Source organism: Microcoleus sp. PH2017_34_RAT_O_A, assembly GCF_020737885.1.
Taxonomy (GTDB): domain Bacteria; phylum Cyanobacteriota; class Cyanobacteriia; order Cyanobacteriales; family Microcoleaceae; genus Microcoleus.
This window is the reverse complement of sequence record NZ_JAEQDD010000007.1, coordinates 42023-59975: the sequence shown is the minus strand read 5'-3', so window position 1 is coordinate 59975 and position 17953 is coordinate 42023. Positions and strand designations below refer to the sequence as shown.

The following is a 17953-nucleotide window of genomic DNA, read 5'->3' as shown; positions in this document are numbered from 1 at the left end:
GAACATCTAATTAGTCTAGGGTGTCAAGTTAAGCCTAAAGGTTTCTCTATCTCTGGTTTGTATCCAAGTATAGATCCAGATCCCTCGTATCCCCCAGATTGTCGGGGGAATCTGAACAATATCCCGCCTTGTAAGAGCGGTGCAAAGAGAAGCAGCCCTGGATGGTGGGGAGTTAGAAATAAATAAATGATTGTGACTTAGATAGAAGATGGATACAACTCACATCTTGCACCCACCAATGTCAAAAACCTTTAGGGGCTGGTTTACCAAGAGCTTCAAAGGGTGCAGACAGGTTAAATAAACCATATCCCAATCGGCGCGAGAGTCCTTGATTGACTGGCGTGCAAGATATCAGAGACAAGGCACTTATCAACCCTGCTAGACAATACTTCGGACAGTTTCAGATCTAGTCGAGTCTCCGAAACCCTTGCTGGCTATATGCTGGACTGTTTTTTCAATGTTTGAGTTCAGCCCTGAGTTTCAGAAAATGCGTAAAAAATGGCAGGGCTTACTCGCTCTCGGCTTACACGGCCGTTAAAAAACTGTCCGAAGTATTGCTAGACCCAGATAAAAAAATAAATCTCCTGTACAAAACATATGAATAACTCATTACAAGTTCACGAAGAAACTGCTTCTAGTTATTTTAACCAGGGCAACATATTTAAACAGTCGGATCAATTACAGGAAGCCGCAGCCGCCTACCTGCGCTGTACAGAGCTCAACCCTGATTTTTCCTGGTATCACCACAATTTAGGTGAAGTTTTAGCTAAGTTGGGGCACTGGGAGGCTGCTGAGAAAAGTTACCGCAGGGCCTGCGAACTCAACCAGAATTATGCTTGGTCTTGGCACAATTTAGGAGAGGTTTTGGAACAGCAGGGCAATCTCGATGGAGCGGTTACAGCGTACCGCATAGCTGTGGAACTATATCCAGATTTTTACGATTTTTATAATAGTTTGGGGAAGGCTTTGTGCTTGCAAGGTCAACTTGATGAGTCTATAAGTTGTTTGCGAAAAGCGATCGCTCTTGACTCGAAATCGGCTTTTCCTTACCAAAATTTATGGGAGCCTTTGGCAAGGCAGGGACGGGTTGATGAAGGCATTGAGTGCTTGCAAAGGGCGATCGAGCTTAATCCGGGTGAAGCAGAATTGTATCTGAAATTGGCAGAGGCTTTGCAAGGCAAAAATGAATTAGCTGAGGCAGTGGGTTATTACCAGAAGACGATTCAATTGCAGCCTGATTTTTATTTGCCTTACTATAAATTGGGAACGGCTTTATCGGCACAAGGTAAGTGGGAGGAGGCGATTGCCTCTTACTCGCAGGCGGCTGAGTTGGAACCGGGTTCGGCGATCGTTCACCACTATTTGGGGCATACTTGGTCAAGCGTGCAGCGGTGGGATGAGGCGATCGAATGTTACCGGAAAGCGATTGAGCTATTCCCTGACTCGCCTATAGTATACCAACATTTAGGGGATGCACTAGCCGCACAGCAAAAGTGGAAGCAAGCTGTGAGCAGTTACCGCAAGTCTGTTAAGATGGAATCTAAGTCGCTGGAGGCTCAGGATCATTTGGGATTTGCTCTATATCAGCTTGGGCGGTTCGATGAGGCGATTGCAGCGTATGGGAAAGCTTTGGAAATTTCGCCTAATGCGGATGTAGTAATTCATCATTTAGGGGATGCTCTCACCTCAATCAAAAATTGGGATGAAGCCGTTGTCATGTACCATCGCGCCCTGGCAATTAACTCTCAGTCGGTTGAAATTTACCCGAAGTTAGGAGCCGCTTTAGTCTCACTCAAAAAGTGGGATGAAGCCGTTATCACGTACCGTCGGGCAATCGAGCATAACCCTCAGTCGGATGTGTTTTACCAACAGTTAGGCGATGCTGTAGCCAAAGAAAATCACTATGAGGGCGCGATCGCATTTTACAAATTAGCACTCCATATTAAAATAGACAACACTGACGATCATTGGCTGGCATTAGGGCAGGTGATGGCAACGAGAGAGCTAACCAAGGGCCGACTATCACTAGATGTGTTGAGTCCTCTTACAATAAAAGAGCGAATTAACAACAATGCTACATCTTCAACATTGGTTAATGAACCTAAATCATTGGCAACAGATGTACGTTTGATAGCGTATTATTTGCCACAATTTCATCCCATTCCTGAAAATGATTTATGGTGGGGTAAAGGCTTTACAGAGTGGACGAATGTTGCCCAAGCTCAACCTTTATTTGAAGGGCATTATCAACCGCACCTTCCTGCGGACTTGGGGTTTTACGATTTACGCCTGCCAGAAGTTAGAGAAGCCCAGGCAACGCTAGCTAAAAAGTATGGAATTTATGGCTTTTGCTATTATTATTATTGGTTCGCAGGCAAGCGTCTGCTGCACCATCCCATAGATGAAGTTTTACGAACAAAAAAGCCTGATTTTCCCTTCTGTATCTGTTGGGCAAATGAAAACTGGACGCGGCGGTGGGACGGAGCAGAGCATGAAATTTTAATTGCTCAAGAGCATTCCCTAGAAAACAATCAAGCTTTTGCTGAAAGTATCGTTCACATCTTGTTAGATGAGCGTTACATTCGCATCAATGGAGCGCCATTATTAGTAATTTACCGTAGCGACCTTCTGCCCAACCCCCTCCGCACCACCGAAGAATGGAGAAAAGTTTTTAGGCGACGAGGCGTGGGAGAAGTCCACCTCAGCCTAGCTGGGACTTTTGGTAATCATGTTGTAGACCCCGCTACACTAGGCTTTGATTCCGGGGTGCAGTTTCCGCCACACGCAATTCCCACAAGGGAAGTCGCACCACCGCTAACAACAGTACCAGATTTTTCAGGCAGATTTTATGACTACAAATATACCGCTATTAACGCCACATCTCATAATTTGCCACCCTATAAACTATTTCCAGCAGTTATGACTTCGTGGGATAATACTGCTAGGAGAAAAAAAACGTCTCATGCATTCCTTGATTCAAACCCAGATGCTTATGAAATTTGGCTGCGGGGCGCTATAGAAAAGGTCAAGCAAAGGTACTCAGGAGATGAAAAATTAGTTTTTATAAATGCCTGGAATGAATGGGCTGAGGGCGCTCACTTAGAGCCGGATCAAAAGTATGGACATGGCTATCTTAGTGCCACTTATAAAGCTCTCCACGATACACACAACTGGAGAACAACTCTTGAGTTGCTGCGGCATCTTCCTGGCAAAAGCATTGATTGCATCCATCAACTATTGGATGAGTTAGAGAGGAGAATGAGTGGCAAAAATCGTTCATTGGAAACTATGTGCCAATCTTTGCAGGAATCAGTGGTGGTTTCTGAAGTCTCTGACTGCCACAACGAATCAGATTTGTGGTGGCATTTAGAATCACCATCACGAGATACCTTCAATGATGACGATCTTACGATCAAAGGCTGGGTTGTAGCGAAAAAATCTCCTGCTGTGGCTGTGGAGGTTATGTGTCAGGGGAGGTTGCTTTCGCAAACTTCTGTTGATATTGAGCGGGCAGATGTGGCCACAGTCCATCCTGTCCCTGGTGCCCAGCTATCGGGCTTTTCTTTGAATTTACAAGCAGTGCAGTTGTCATCAGAAGTTGATTTAAAGCTCCGAACGCTTTTGAAAGATGAGACTTATCTTCCGCTAGCTGAATTGCGATTAGAATCGGCTTTGAATATTTTGCAAAAACAGGGGATGTTGCTGGAGCTAAAGGTTGGTGCCAATTCCTTGGTTGATGTCGTGCAAACAATAATTAATCTCCTAAGAATTGTTTATGATGAAAATATGAACGTCTCCGAAGGAGGCTTGCTGGATGAGCTGGAAAAGAAGATAGAAGCTAAAGAGCAGTTGATAGAAGATATGGCTAAAGTCATTAAGCAAAGACGGACCGATAATCCTTGCATCTAAAGCCTGTGGTGAGGAGCCAATTTTTAGTTCGGTAGAAAGTCAAGGTAGAAATCTGAGGAGTAAATGAGATGGATGAAAGTTCGTTAGTTTCTGTTGTCATCCCCTGCTACAAGCACGAAAAGTATATTGAGAGAGCCTTGGAGTCGTTAGCAGATCAGACTTACAAGAATATTGAAGTCGTCATTGTCGATGACTGCTCTCCAGACGGGTCAGCTATAGAAATAGAGCGGTTAATTCAAAGAGAAAATTGGCAGTCAAGATTTCCTTTTCCAACTCAATTTCACTGCTTTGCGAAAAATCAGGGAGCTCACGCTGCTATCAATTATGGCATTAGCCAAGCTAAGGGAGATATTATAGCTATCTTGAATTCCGACGATATGTACCACACCCACCGCCTCAAGCTCATAGTAAATAAAATTCAGCAAAGCGGTCATGAATTTGTATTTAGCAGGGTGCAATATGTAGATGATAGCGATAATATTGTTACTGAATCTCACCCAACGGCAGGAGTTTACTCTCGATTACAAAGAAATATTAAAAGCAATCAATTCCCTTCGGTAGGATTTGCTCTATTGTCGGCTAATGTAGCTATTTCTACAGGAAATTTTGCTTTCACGCGATCGCTGTTTAGCCGTGTAGGTGAGTTTGGCACTCATCCCTATTGCCATGATTGGGATTTTATATTGCGATCTCTAGTGCATACTGAACCATTTTATTTAGAACAAGACCTCTATTACTATCGCTTTCATGGCAAAAATACTTTCGAGTCTTTTGGGCCGACGATCAGTCAGGAGGAATTAGCTAACTTGCTAAACAATTTTTTTTCAAAAGTAAAACATGACTGGACACCAAATCCCATTGCTCCTTCTCCATTGAATTGGTCTGGTTTTTTTGAGTTGTTCATGGACTTGCAGCCTCATTTAAAGGCTTTTATATAAGGCAATTCACAGCCTTAAAATCTTGAGAGCGAATTGATAATACAAAGCAACGTGCGATCGAGTGTTAGTCAAGTACAAGTAAAATTTATCCCCGCTAGCTGGACTCTTAAAAATGCCCTATGTTATTAGCAATCAAGGACACTGCGTTGTATGCGATAGCCATGTTACATTCTTTTCTGAGAATGATTGGCTGAGAGACCACTATCTTTGTAATAATTGCGGTTCTATTCCAAGAGAGAGAGCTTTAATGTATTGCATTGAAAAATATTATCCTCATTGGAAAAAATTAAATATACATGAGTCTTCACCTGCTAGTAGAGGAGCCAGTTTAAAACTAAAAAACAACTGCAAAAATTACATCGGTACACAGTATTTCTCAAACTTTCCTTTCGGTCAGATCCACTCCCTAGGATGGAGAAATGAAGATTTAGAAAATCAGACTTTTCATGATGAGAGTTTTGATTTAGTTGTTACACAAGATGTCATGGAACACATTTTCAATCCAGGTCTGGCGTTTTCAGAAATAGCCAGAACCTTAAAAAAAGGAGGGGCGCATATATTCACAGTCCCTCTAGTTAACAAGGAGCAAGCTTCTATAATTAACGCTAAAAAAGATCGAGACGGAAAAGTCATCATTTTAGGAAATCATGACTATCACGGCAACCCTGTAGATAGCCAAGGGTCACTGGTGACAATGTATTGGGGGTATGATATCTGTGATTTTATCCTGAAATATAGCGGACTCTATACTACAATTGTTTATATTGACAATTCATTCCTGGGAATCCGAGCAGAACTTATCGAAGTTTTGATTAGTCGGAAAATATAAACTGCTCTAATAATAGGGGGCTTCTTTTCCTAAAAAAGCCCCTGTTATTTACAGACCTTTCTGCATGAAAATTATTGCTTGGTTGCACCGCTGCGGATCATCTACAAAATCGTGGAAATTCAAATATTTAGTCCACTCCCGATTGACATAAGCTGGAGAAATTATTGCCTCTCCATAAAAAGAGGCATCTCTTGTACTTCCTCCACCTGTGGGGCTATAGAGAAACTTGCCCTCGTCATAATCAGTTAAAGTTGCTTCTGTATCTATAAATGAATTTGCCAGTGCATTATACCAGCCAAAGCTATGAGTTTGACCCCTCAACGAACGGCAAAATTCGATGAAGTTGCGGGACTGAGTTGTAGCGACAAGGATGCCTCCTGGCTTGAGTATTTTTGAGAACTCTTCCACCCATTTGATATGCACTGTTTCTGATAAATGAGAGAAGACTGAGTAAGCATAAATAACGTCAAAAGTGTTGTCAGCAAATCCCGCAGGAGGTTGGGGCTTGACAGTGCTATACTTTCCGTACCGCACTGTTTTCTGGCAGATGTCAACCATTTCTGGATCGACATCTATGCCATAGAGGTTTTCAGGTACAACATCCTTTAGGAAGAATCGAATGTAGCGCCCCCAACCGCAACCAAAATCGAGAATACGGCTCTCTGGCGTTAGCGATCGCCCCAAGTTGACAGCGTAGTGCTTAACTTCAGAATAAAACTTAAAAGCTTCTTTAAGAGCGCTCTCCCCTGACGAACCCACATAATTCTTTTGCATTTCATCCGGTGGAAAAGTCGGCATTTCTATACCGTTAATCACCGGATTGTCAATGCTTTTAACCAGGACTTCAAACCATTCTCGATCGCTCAACTTATGAGCATATTGGAACAGAGAAATGTCAGCACTTTTAGATGGAGCACTTGCTTCAGTTTTGACAAACTTGTGGCGAGCCCTTTCTAGTTCTTGCTGAGCCTGCTGTAACTTCAGCCGGGAGCGCTGCAAATCTACCTCTACCTGCTCTAGGAAGGGAAGTTTTTTCTGAAATTTTATGGCAGCGATCGCCAAGCGACTTTTATCTGAGAAAATGGCATCTAGGCGCAACTCACCTTCTGGCAGCATCTCACCCAATTCTACTGCAACATAAAATCCACAAATTCCCGCCTTAGAGACTTTCGGGTATACCTCTCCTACATCAGGGCGTGGCTGATTGACCAGAGTTTTTGCAACTTTCAGGCTGTCGCTAATAATTTCTACTGCTACTACCTCAGACTTTTTCCCCAATACCCAGCCTGAGCAAATAACTTCATACTTCTCTGTCGTGTATGATTCGTTTGGGTTATCTATATTAAACGCCCATAATGCTTCCGAATCCTCTCCTTCTAATCTGACTGTCTCTAGGATTTTAACTAACGTTTGGCTCATGGCTGTGACTCCCTCTCTTAGTTATTAATATTACAACTTACAACAAAAATGTATTTCAGTCAAAGTCAAAGTCAAAAACAACACATCAACCGCTGCGATCTACAAATTCCTTACTTGGTATCCTTCCAGAATCGCTCTAGAATTTTTCAGAATCTGTTCATACATCTGGAGGTGGTTTGATAGCCCTTGGCGTTCATATCTCATCTTTAATGCTAGTTTGTACATATCCATATCGTCCTTTTTAATGTCTAATATTCTTTTGCTTATACTTATATCTCCCAATGTTTTTATGACTTGTTTTTGATAGTCTGGATATTTATTTATATTGTAGATTGGTATGTCAACCATTCTCCAGCCCAAAAGATTAGTGAGTTCTAACAAATCTTCGCTGAAAAATTCTTGTAAACCTACAAAATTAAAGTTTTTTAATTCGAGACCTTCTAAAAAATATGCCTTGATATTATTTTCCTTGTATTCCATCTCAATATAATCTCTAAAACTTATGCTATTTTCTACCACATATTTGTGAGATTTGTCGTAGAATACATCTCTCTTATAATTCCAAAAATAATACCAAGATATCAACATTAAAATTGGGTTTCTCAACCAAACAACTAGCTTCACTTTATCAAAAAGATATTTATATTTGACTGCTGGAAAGTGACCGTGAATTGCTTTGATCTTATTTGTCAACTTCCCTTGTTTTATAAGAGTTTCTACAGATAAACCATCATAGTCATAGAGTATATTTTCTTCTCCATAAATATAGGGTAATATGCCTCCTCCAAATGTTGATCCTGCTGTTTTTGGGATATGAACAGATATTAATTCTACACTAGATGGTAGAGATAAATTACTCACTCTTAAACCTCCTACAACTATGTACTATGGGTCTTTTAGTCTTTAGTAGCTACAGCCTTAATAGTAGTTATCTGGCGTAATAATTTCTGCCATTCTGCTGAGCTAGTCAAGGTCATAGTATCAAAATGATGACCTTTTTGTGCTGATAGTTTAGAAAAACGCTCCAACCAATCAATAACTGTCATCGTCGGTAAAAATGACGAACACTTCAAAGATTGCTGGAGGTATTGGCACATCTTAGGTAGATTGCCATTGCAGTAAGCACGCCACGCATCCCACACTAAAATGTCGTACTCGCTGTTGCTGTTTCCATTTAGCTGGGTGGGTATAGCTTGCTGGAACTGCAACCTTTCTAGCTGAGCCTGCACCGTCAGAAGTTGAGAATGGGACTCATCTAGCTGTGCTTGCTTGCTGTCGAGTTGAGATATCTTGTTCTGCAACTCTGCCTGTAACTGATGCACGTGATCTTGATATTGTTCCAATAGTAGTTCTCTTTGGTGCAACTCAACCACGGCGAGATCTAATTGGGATCGATCGCGATCTCTTTGACCCTGATACAATTGCAATTCCTCCTGACCTTGGACAAATTTATCCTGATACAGTTGCAATTCTCGCTCTATTTGATTCCTCTGAGAACACGACTGTTGCATGGAAGTTTCCATTTCGTGCAACTGAGAGTGCAACTCCTGCAATAATCTCTCTGTTTCCTGCAATTGAGCCTGAGTCTGGTCAATTTGAGACTTGGACTGCTGTAACTCTCCCTGATACATTTGCAATTCAAGCTGAGCTTGGATAAATTGATGCTGCGTCCGTTTCAATTCTCGCTCTATTTGATTCCTCTGAGAACACGACTGTTGCATGGAAGTTTCCGTTTCCTGCAACTGAGACTGAGATTGCTGCAATAATCCTTCAGTTTCCTGCAACTGAGACTGGAAGTGCTGCAATAATCCTTCCGTTTCCTGCAACTGAGACTGAGATTGCTGCAATTGGGCCTGAGTCTGGTCAATTTGAGACTGGGACTGCTGTAACTCTCCCTGAGCCTGATGCCACTGAGATTGCAACTTTTCCAAGGCTTGTTCGCTCACGTGCATCTGAGACTGGGAACACTCCAATTCTTGCTCAACGGCATCAAGTTGAGACAGAGACTGCTCCAATACTATTTCTGTTTCGGAAAGTTGAGACTGGGACTGGCTGAGTAAAGCCTCTGTGGCTTGCAGTTGTGACTGGGACTGATGTAATTGTTGCTCGGTTTCGCAAAGTTGAGACTGGGACTCTCCTAAGTCAGCTTGAGCCTGACGCCATTGGGACTGGAACTCCTCCAATACTATTTCTGTTTCGGAAAGTTGAGACTGGGACTGGCTGAGTAAAGCCTCTGTGGCTTTCTGTTGTGACTGGGACTGATGTAATTGAGGTTGGGACTGTTCCAATACTATCTCTGTCTGGTGCAACTGAGACTGGAAGTGGCTTAATAACGCTTGTGTCTGACAGAGTTCTGCGTGTGATTCTTCTAATTCCTCTTGAGTCTGATGTAACTGAAACTGAAATTGCTCCAATACTGTTTCAGCCTGATGCAACTGAGATTGGGACTTCTCTAGTAGAGCTTCTGTGGCATCAAGCTGAGATTGTAATTGGTCTAATTTTGTCCCGGGCTGACGATCGTTTCCTTGATATTGCTCTAATTGAGAGGACTGTTGTTTATTTTCTTTTTCCAGCTTACAGATATTCACCCAATCTTGAAAAGCCCATACTCTATAGGGAGATGGTTTAATTAGTTCCCGCCAGGATAAGTCAGGGTTATTCTCTGGAAACCACGCTCTGGCGTCTAGCTCTTGGTACAAGTTGACAGCTTCGGGGAAGTGACACTCTATTAAACTCGGTCTGTAACTATCTAATCCTTGACTGCGGAATAAGGATGGGTCATAGATTTTTTCATCCGGTACGCCTAAATGAACCTTGAATTTTTGGTTGATTGCATCTACATATGCAGCGGGGTTTTGAATGATGGTTTTCGTGTTGACCAAAAGGCAGCGGTTAGACGAGTGATTGTATAATGTGAGAATTTTTTTATTGTAGTGCATCCATAGTTTTACTGCTAACTCTGGTTGACTTTTAAACAAGCCATGATTTTGCCGATAGAGGGATTCTACAACTTCCCAAGGCGATCGATAAATCAACAAAAAGTTGGCTTGGGGAAGCAAATTAGCCCAAAAGTCTAAAAAAAGAGTGGTTCTCGGTTCTTTCCAACCCCAAATATCACTAACTGAAGCTTTAGCAATAATTTGTTTCGCTTCTTCTATAAAACGATCTTCTACGTCGATTTGCTCCTGTAATGTCCAGCCGTTTTCATCGACTCCTTGGGAACACAAAACAGCTCTATGAAAGTCATAAAAATCGATATTTTCATAATAACCATTGACATTTTTTTCATCGCCCTTCATTAAATTCCGACCAATGTGCAAGCCTGAACTTTGCAGTAAAGAAGCTGTTAAGGAACTTCCAGAACGGTGCATACTTACAATTATCAGGATAGATGATTGATCTATATTATTATTTTTCATGGTTTGTACTCCTAAGTAAACTATGATTTGTCGCAAAACCGCTGTAAACAAAATAATTTATCCGTGCGCTATCTATTCATTAAATAGATTTTGTTGGCCTGAAGTGTAACTTATTTTACTATCTGCTATCTCCTCTGACAATTATTTTAGTAAAACATAGCATTTTTTGACCTCTTGGATGCTGCCAATCGCCTATATAACTTATTTCCCAGGGCAGCCCTTCAATGCACCATAAAAAGTCTTGTAATTGATAGTGATATGGATCGGAATCCATAGAGGTGATTATTTCTCCGGGTTGCTGTGTTATAAAAGTATAGAGTAACTCGGGCGAACACTCAAAAAACGTAGCATAAAAGTGACCTCCTTCTTTAACACACTTAGCTAGTTCAAATAAGCACCGTCGAATCTGATTAAGAGGAAGATGAGTGAACACTGATTGTGCTACAGCGAAGTCAAATTCTACTCCGAACCTATATGATTCAAAGTGAGAATTAACTAAAAAATTATTTTTAGGCGTTTTTTTTCTGCCGCTCACATCTAATTCTTTTTGATATCCAGCATTTATCAGAGCAGAACTCATGTCTATGCCATAGTAGTTACCATCATTTAGATAACTAATGAAGTGAACCCCAGCCCTCAAACATCCACATCCTATATCAATAAGTTTCATATCAGGTTTTAATCCCCTATCTACCATAAAATTCAACTGTAATTTACCTATTTCATCCCACATCCCTCCCACACTATCTCTATGGTTATGTGCGGGAAATTCATTGTTGTACAACAGTAATTGATTAGATGAATTATTTTCTGCGATAGATATTGTTATAGCCCGATCGATGTCGATCGTTTTTTGCATGGGCGCAGGCGACAATTGCCCTAGTTCCTCTTTCATTTTGTTGAGCCTAGTTTGCGATCTTTCTAAATCATTTTTAATAGTTTGTAGTGTTTTTTTATTCATACTCTCTATTTACAGATATATTTTTTTTCCAACTAGTTATTGTGAATAATTAATTATATGCCAACGCTTGACGAACAAAGGAAATCGCTTCTTCAAGACGGTTCATTTTCGATAAGGATTCCCCCAAATCATAATACACCTCGGCTTCCACTAACTCCAGAGCCGGAAGGTAACAGTTCCTCAGAACCCGCTTTTAACAATACCTTACCTTAATTAAATTGCCATAACACGGAAAATTTTCAGAGTCAAGGCTCATGGCTTTTTGCACGCGGGCGATCGCCTCGGAGCAAAGGGATCTAAGTTAATCAGCAATTTAGAAAGATTCCGACGACTTGCTGCGCCATTCCTAATTATTATAGGCTACTATAGCGATCGTGCTTAAGAAAGACACCAGTACAAGCAATTTCCCCAATGAACCCAGAAACGACCGTAATAGAACTTAATCAAGGTCAGCAACTCTTCACAGAAGGAAACTTCGAGGGAGTGATCGCCTTTTACCGTCAGGTACTAGAACTCAATAGCAGCGATTCCTGGGCACATCACCACATGGGCGAAGCCTTAGCAAAATTGGGTCGATTGGATGAAGCCGTCACCGCCTACCGCCATGCAATAAAACTCAAACCGGATTTTTCGTGGAGTTATCACCACTTGGGAGATGCGTTAGCTCAACAGCAAAAGTGGGAAGAAGCCACCGAGGCATTCCGCAAAGGAGTTGAACTAAATCCCGAACATTATGGGACTTACGTGGGGTTAGCTAAGAGCTTAGCAAAACTCGGTCAACTCCATGAGGCGATCGCAGCTTACCGTCGTGCAAGTGAACTTAATCCTGATGCTGATTGGGTTCATCATGCCTTGGCAAATGCACTGCAACAACGAACTCAGTCGGATTTAACAGAGGCTATTGCCTTGTACCGTCACACTATAGCACTCAATCCCGACAACCTGGAAGCCTATCAGAATCTTTTGCAGGTTCAACCCGATCGCTCAGAAACCTGGTTGCAGTTGGCCCAAGCTTTTGTGAGACAGGAACAGATTGAGGAAGCGATCGTGGCTTATCGTCGAGCAGTTGCTCTAAACCCAAGCTTATGTCAAGCTTATCACGAGTTGGGATCTCTTCTCGCTGGCGAAGAAAAGTGGGAGGAGGCGATTGTCGCTTACCAGCGTGTGATTGAACTTTCCCCAGATTTGGCAGGAGCTTACTATCTACTAGGTGAAGCACAGACACAATGTGGTGAGATAGAAAAAGCGATCGCCTCCTATCGCTGGGCGGGGGAACAGCTAGCACAGCAAGGGAAACTAGAAGAGGCGATCGTAGCTTTTCACCAGATTCTGCTTCAGAAGCCAACTGCACCAGAATACTTGAATTTGGGAATGCTTTTCCTCCAACAACACCGCCTAGATGAATCGCTCAAATGCTACCAAAAATCTTTAGAGATTCAACCAGAACAAGCAGATGCTGGCTCTAATTTAGCCACACTCTTAGTTCAGAAAGGTTTACTTGATGAGGTGATTGCTTGCTACGATCGAGTGTTTAACCGCAATCCCAGCCATGCGGGTGCTTACCATCAATTGAGTATAAAATTGGCTGAGCAAGGTTTGATAGACGAGGCTTTAGTTTTTTTTCATAGAACGCCGCAGAGACAGCCTAGCACTGGTGAAGTTTGCGAGTATATATGGAAGGGATTAAATCAATTCGGACCAATGGATGAGATGAGTCCTTATTGCAAAACAGAAATTCAGTGGCCGACGGCTTATACATATTTCACTCAAAATAGCGATCCTACAATTATCAACCTCTACTCATTAACTGAAGCAGATACTCAAGCTTTGGAATCTTTTGGTTATGCGCAGTCAAATTTTAAATTAATGGAACAGGACAATCTCATCCTGGAAGAAATTTATATTAAAAATTTTAGTGATGACCATGAAATTCACCTTGCCTCATTAGGATTTGCTAATTTTCAGCAAAGTATCTTAAGAACAGGTTACATTTATTCTGTTTGCCCTATATCTGGTAGAATACTTAGGTCAAATCAATCACTTTATCTTTGCTCGCCTGGTATCCATTTTGGTTGTCAGATAGCTATTTATAGATTCGTAGGTAGCGAAATATTCTACTTAATCATGGCTAGCTGCCATCCTCAAATTAAGTTAGGTATTTATTTACCACAAAGACAATTAGCCGTCAAATTCCGGAACTATCCTGTCAACTTAAAAGTTTGTATAGATGATTTAAAAAGTAAAATAGTTGCTAACTGGCAAGACTTTAAGTATTATGTATCCAACAATGAACCCAAAGAAGTAGTTGGTCTGTCTGGTTTCATTTACAACGTAGGTCACTATTTTTGGAATGACCTCTCAGGGCTTCAAGATTTATGTGAGAGTGGTGAATACCATCAATTAAAGGGAGTTGCTGTTGCCGATAATAGTTTCATAGATATCAATGATTATTTCCCCGAATTAATATCCAATAACATAAACAAAACTCTTGTACCTATACAAGAAAACGATAAAGATACTCTTTTTAAGGCTATATTGAAAAATAATTGGATGGCATTTAATATAACTTCTCCTTGTATTCAAGAGAAATTGGCTAATAGGCTACATGACTATGCCCGACTCAAATCGACTCCCAGCTTTTTGCGTACAATAGAAGAATCGAAAAAACACTTCCCTCTTTTGTGGATTACACTTCGCAGTCATCATAGAAGATGGCTATCCGAAGTAGAAGGAATTACCAACATTATAAATGAACTCTACAAAGATTACCCAAATTTAGGAATAATTTTCGATGGACATCCTAGAGAAAAACCTAACGTGGAAAAAATATTAAATAATATCTCCTCAAATATCAATACATACAATGGTGTTGAATGCTTGATTCATGAAACTTTAGCTTGGGTTCATGCTATAGATTTATTTATAGCACCGATAGGGGCTGGTTCTATCTTCACAACTATCGCTAATAAAACAGGTGTATTTCATTCAAATACAGGCTGGTTTCCGGAAGGTTCGATTTGCTTAACTCCCCGAGAAAATGGTGTGTCAGCAATCAACATTCTCAAGAAATACATTGTAGAAGGAGATCAATCTATCTGTTTTACGCGGAACTATGAATGTGATTGGAAAGCAATTTACGATGAAGTTATTAAAATCATTAACCAGTTACAGCAGGAAAGAGTAAGCGGGTCTAATCAATAGACTCATTTAATTGAATTAACCCGCTTTTCACAAACAAGATTAGGTAATTTAATCACTTATGCAAACAAAAGCTAAAAATTGTTATTTTGACTGAGGCTAACGCTGTAGCTACAGGTTTGGGGTATTCCTTGCCAAGATTGAGTTAAATCATAGTTTTAGCGCACTAATTCTTCCTCGGATTGTGAGTAAGAATTACTACCCTTGCGAGATTTGCTGGGCGATCGCCTCCCCAATCGCTAAAGAAGCAGTGGCTGCAGGCGAAGGAGCATTACAAACATGAATTGCTTTCTCCCCTCTAACTAACAAAAAATCATCCACTAAGCCACCCTCCTTTGTCAAGGCTTGGGCTCTAACGCCTGCATGAGTAGGAACCAAATCTTCGGCTTGCACTTCCGGAATCAACTTTTGCAGACTCCTGACAAAAGCAGCTTTACTAAAGGATCGCACCATTTCCTCCATCCCCATACTCCAATATTTGGCCGCTAGTTTCCAGAAACCAGGGTAAGTGAAAGTTTCAACCAAGTCGCGCAGATTGATGTCTGTTTTCTGATAGCCTTCTCGCTTGAGACTGAGGACAGCATTGGGCCCTGCATGAATACTCCCATCAATCATCCGGGTAAAGTGAACCCCCAAAAACGGAAAATTGGGATTGGGTACAGGATAAATTAACTGCTTGACTAGATAACGTTTTTCTGGGACTAATTCATAATACTCTCCTCGGAAAGGTACAATCTGAACTTCAGGATCGACATGAGCGAGTTTGGCGACGCGATCGCTAAACAATCCAGCACAATTAACAATAAACTTAGCCTGAAAAGAACCTTGATTTGTGGCGATCGCCACACCCTCCAAAGTAGGGGTAATTCTCATAACTTTAGTAGATAGGCGAAGTTCACCTCCCTGAGAAGCAACTAATTCAGCATACTTTTGACAAACTTGCCTGTAGTTAATAATTCCTGTACTGGGAACCCGGATAGCTGCTATACAACTAACATGAGGCTCAATTTCCTTAACTTGTTCAGCATTCACTTTCTCAACCTTCAACCCATTAGCTAAGCCGCGCTGGTAAAGGTTTTCTAACAGAGGCAATTCTTCCGAATTTGTTGCTACTATTAACTTGCCGCAGATTTCATAGTCAATCCCATGCTTTTGACAAAATTCAATCAGCAAATGATTTCCATCCCGGCACAAATTTGCTTTTAAACTACCAGGTTTGTAGTAAATGCCCGAGTGAATTACACCACTATTATTTCCGGTTTGGTGTGCAGCCCAACTCGACTCTTTTTCTATCACTAAAATTCGGGCATCGGGATAACGATGACCTAAAGCCATTGCTGTAGATAATCCCACAATGCCGCCACCAATCACGGCGAAATCATAGGTTCGATCGGTACTAGGAAACTCAGTAGATATCATAACAATAATTAGTGAAAATATAGACAGCTTAAAATCTGTCGTTACATGAGAACAATTCGCCTAGGAGAATACAAGTTTTAGCATTAATTTACTTGTCATGGTGTTAGATAATTATTACCTCAGTAAATTCTAGAGCAATTGAAGTACCTCATCTCCCAAAGAAGATGAGGTAATTTAGGAACGAAAATTTAATAACTTAAACAGCTTCTACAGTCTTTTCTATTATAAGCTGGTTCGTGAAAGGAGGCAGAGCCTCCGGATATGCGTTACCAGGCTTTGCCTGGTAACAAGCAAGTCACTTAAGTTATTTAATTTCCATTCCTTAGCAACTCATCTAAACCGCAACTAACAGTTTTCTCTCTAATTGATGAGAAGCCATTTCCCGAATATGTGCTGCTGTTTCAGAACCAAACTTCTGAGTAATCATCTCCAGATACTTCGGACTATTAAAATAAACCTGGAAAGCCCGATCGCGGAAGCGCAAAACCTCAGAAGCAGGCAAATACTTAGTAGGTAACGGCAACGTATCTACAGAGTGTTGAGAATAGCCACTCCAAGTATCCGGCAACTGCCAGCCTTCCTTGAGAGCCATCTCGTACAATTGGGAACCCGGATAAGCCATTGTGGAGTAAAAATTAGCAAACTCGCAGTTGAGAGCGAGAGCTAAATCAAGGGTTTCTTGCATCGTCTCTAAATCATCTTCTGGCAAGCCAAAAATGTAATTGCCAATTACATTGATACCAGCATCCCTGACTTTTTTAATCGTTCTGTAAATATCCTCTTGACTAACACCTTTCTGTACATTATCTCGCACGCGATCGCTCGCAGCTTCAATCCCAAAAGCCAGCCAATTAAAACCAGCGCGCTTCAGCTTATCCAGCATTTCATCCCTGACAGTATCCACGCGTGCATAAGCCCAGATATTCAGATCGTAACCTCGCTCAATAATCAAATCGCAGATACCCAAAACGTGCTTAGGATTGAGTACAAACATTTCATCTGCAAACTTGATATTCCGCACACCGTATTTATTTACGAGTAGGTCAATTTGGGAAATTACGTGTTCTGGACTCCAGAAGCGATAGCTATTTGTAATATCCCTATATCCCAACTCTTTCTCGCCCGTCTTAAACGGTGCTTGAATACAGCAGAAACTACAATGGAAAGGACAGCCCAAAGTTGTATAAATAGCTGCATAAGGCTCCCGTACAAGACCATCAAAACAGTGCCAATTGTGCGCCCGATACTTCTCCATAGGTAGCAAATCCCAGGCAATTCCGGGCATTTTTTCTTCTACATCCATCAGCAGCGGTGCGGGAGGATTTGCTTTAACTTCCTTGCCTTCCCAATACAACAAACCGCGCACTTTGCTGTAATCTGGTGCGTCTGATTTTAAGGCTGCTAGTAGCTCCAGCATTGTATAAAGCCCTTCTCCGGCTGCTACAAAATTAGCTTCTTCTTCTCGGAGCGATCGCTCTGGCAAAGCAGCGACGTGACCACCTACTAAAAGCACCTTTAAATTTGGTGAAACTTGCTTAATTGCAGTACAAACTGCACTCGCTCCCGGCATTACTTGAGTAGATGCTGAGGGTTGCTGACCATATACAACTACAGCCGTCAAAACTGGATTTAAATCAGCAATTTTTTCTGCCGTTTCCTGCGGACTTAACTCTTCGGCAGTAGCATCGATAATCTTAACAGAAAAGCCGTGATTCCGAACAAAAGTCGCCATTAAACCAGCCCAAACAGGGGGTTCTACGGCAGCCAAGGTAGAGCTGAGAGATTGGTAGATTTTGGCTCTATTTCCAGGGTTGACGAGTACCAAATCTAACTTATTTTCACTATTCATTATTTCCTCCAA

At 41.4% G+C, this 17953-nt stretch carries 11 protein-coding genes; 4 read left to right on the top strand and 7 right to left on the bottom strand.

Annotated elements, in window-relative coordinates; all coding sequences use genetic code 11:
• Positions 1-597 precede the first annotated feature (597 nt).
• The 3 genes from JGK11_RS04705 (at position 598) to JGK11_RS04695 (ending at position 5676) form a co-directional block, all read left to right on the top strand.
• Positions 598-3909 (top strand): glycoside hydrolase family 99-like domain-containing protein, encoded by a 3312-nt coding sequence (locus JGK11_RS04705; RefSeq protein WP_293210784.1) that lies wholly within the window; start codon positions 598-600, stop codon positions 3907-3909.
• Between the two features lie 68 nt (positions 3910-3977).
• Entirely contained in the window at positions 3978-4847 is an 870-nt protein-coding gene (locus JGK11_RS04700) for a glycosyltransferase (RefSeq protein ID WP_293210782.1), read from the top strand.
• Between the two features lie 112 nt (positions 4848-4959).
• Entirely contained in the window at positions 4960-5676 is a 717-nt protein-coding gene (locus JGK11_RS04695) for a class I SAM-dependent methyltransferase (protein WP_293210780.1), read from the top strand.
• A 48-nt stretch (positions 5677-5724) separates the two neighbouring features.
• On the opposite strand, the gene JGK11_RS04690 is transcribed toward JGK11_RS04695, so the two are convergent.
• From JGK11_RS04690 to JGK11_RS32810, 5 genes are all read right to left on the bottom strand, one after another.
• On the bottom strand, positions 5725-7095 hold the full coding sequence (locus JGK11_RS04690) for a class I SAM-dependent methyltransferase (RefSeq protein ID WP_293210778.1): 1371 nt from the start codon (positions 7093-7095) through the stop codon (positions 5725-5727).
• A gap of 99 nt (positions 7096-7194) precedes the next feature.
• On the bottom strand, positions 7195-7956 hold the full coding sequence (locus JGK11_RS04685) for a hypothetical protein (protein ID WP_293210777.1): 762 nt from the start codon (positions 7954-7956) through the stop codon (positions 7195-7197).
• A 35-nt stretch (positions 7957-7991) separates the two neighbouring features.
• Positions 7992-10514: a sulfotransferase gene (locus JGK11_RS04680; protein WP_293210775.1), complete on the bottom strand. Its 2523-nt coding sequence runs from the start codon at positions 10512-10514 to the stop codon at positions 7992-7994.
• Between the two features lie 118 nt (positions 10515-10632).
• The gene (locus tag JGK11_RS04675; protein WP_293210773.1) at positions 10633-11475 is read right to left on the bottom strand and encodes a class I SAM-dependent methyltransferase; all 843 of its coding nucleotides are present in this window, start codon (positions 11473-11475) and stop codon (positions 10633-10635) included.
• A gap of 49 nt (positions 11476-11524) precedes the next feature.
• Complete coding sequence (locus JGK11_RS32810; RefSeq protein WP_366053405.1) at positions 11525-11614, bottom strand: hypothetical protein; 90 nt, start codon at positions 11612-11614, stop codon at positions 11525-11527.
• A gap of 272 nt (positions 11615-11886) precedes the next feature.
• On the opposite strand from JGK11_RS32810, the gene JGK11_RS04670 reads away from it, so the two are divergent.
• Positions 11887-14676: a tetratricopeptide repeat protein gene (locus tag JGK11_RS04670; protein WP_293210770.1), complete on the top strand. Its 2790-nt coding sequence runs from the start codon at positions 11887-11889 to the stop codon at positions 14674-14676.
• 195 nt (positions 14677-14871) lie between these two features.
• On the opposite strand, the gene lhgO is transcribed toward JGK11_RS04670, so the two are convergent.
• A complete protein-coding gene (lhgO, locus tag JGK11_RS04665) occupies positions 14872-16092 on the bottom strand; it encodes an L-2-hydroxyglutarate oxidase (RefSeq protein WP_293210767.1) in 1221 nt (406 codons plus the stop codon).
• A 334-nt stretch (positions 16093-16426) separates the two neighbouring features.
• Complete coding sequence (locus JGK11_RS04660) at positions 16427-17941, bottom strand: radical SAM protein (protein WP_293210764.1); 1515 nt, start codon at positions 17939-17941, stop codon at positions 16427-16429.
• Between the last annotated feature and the right edge of the window lie 12 nt (positions 17942-17953).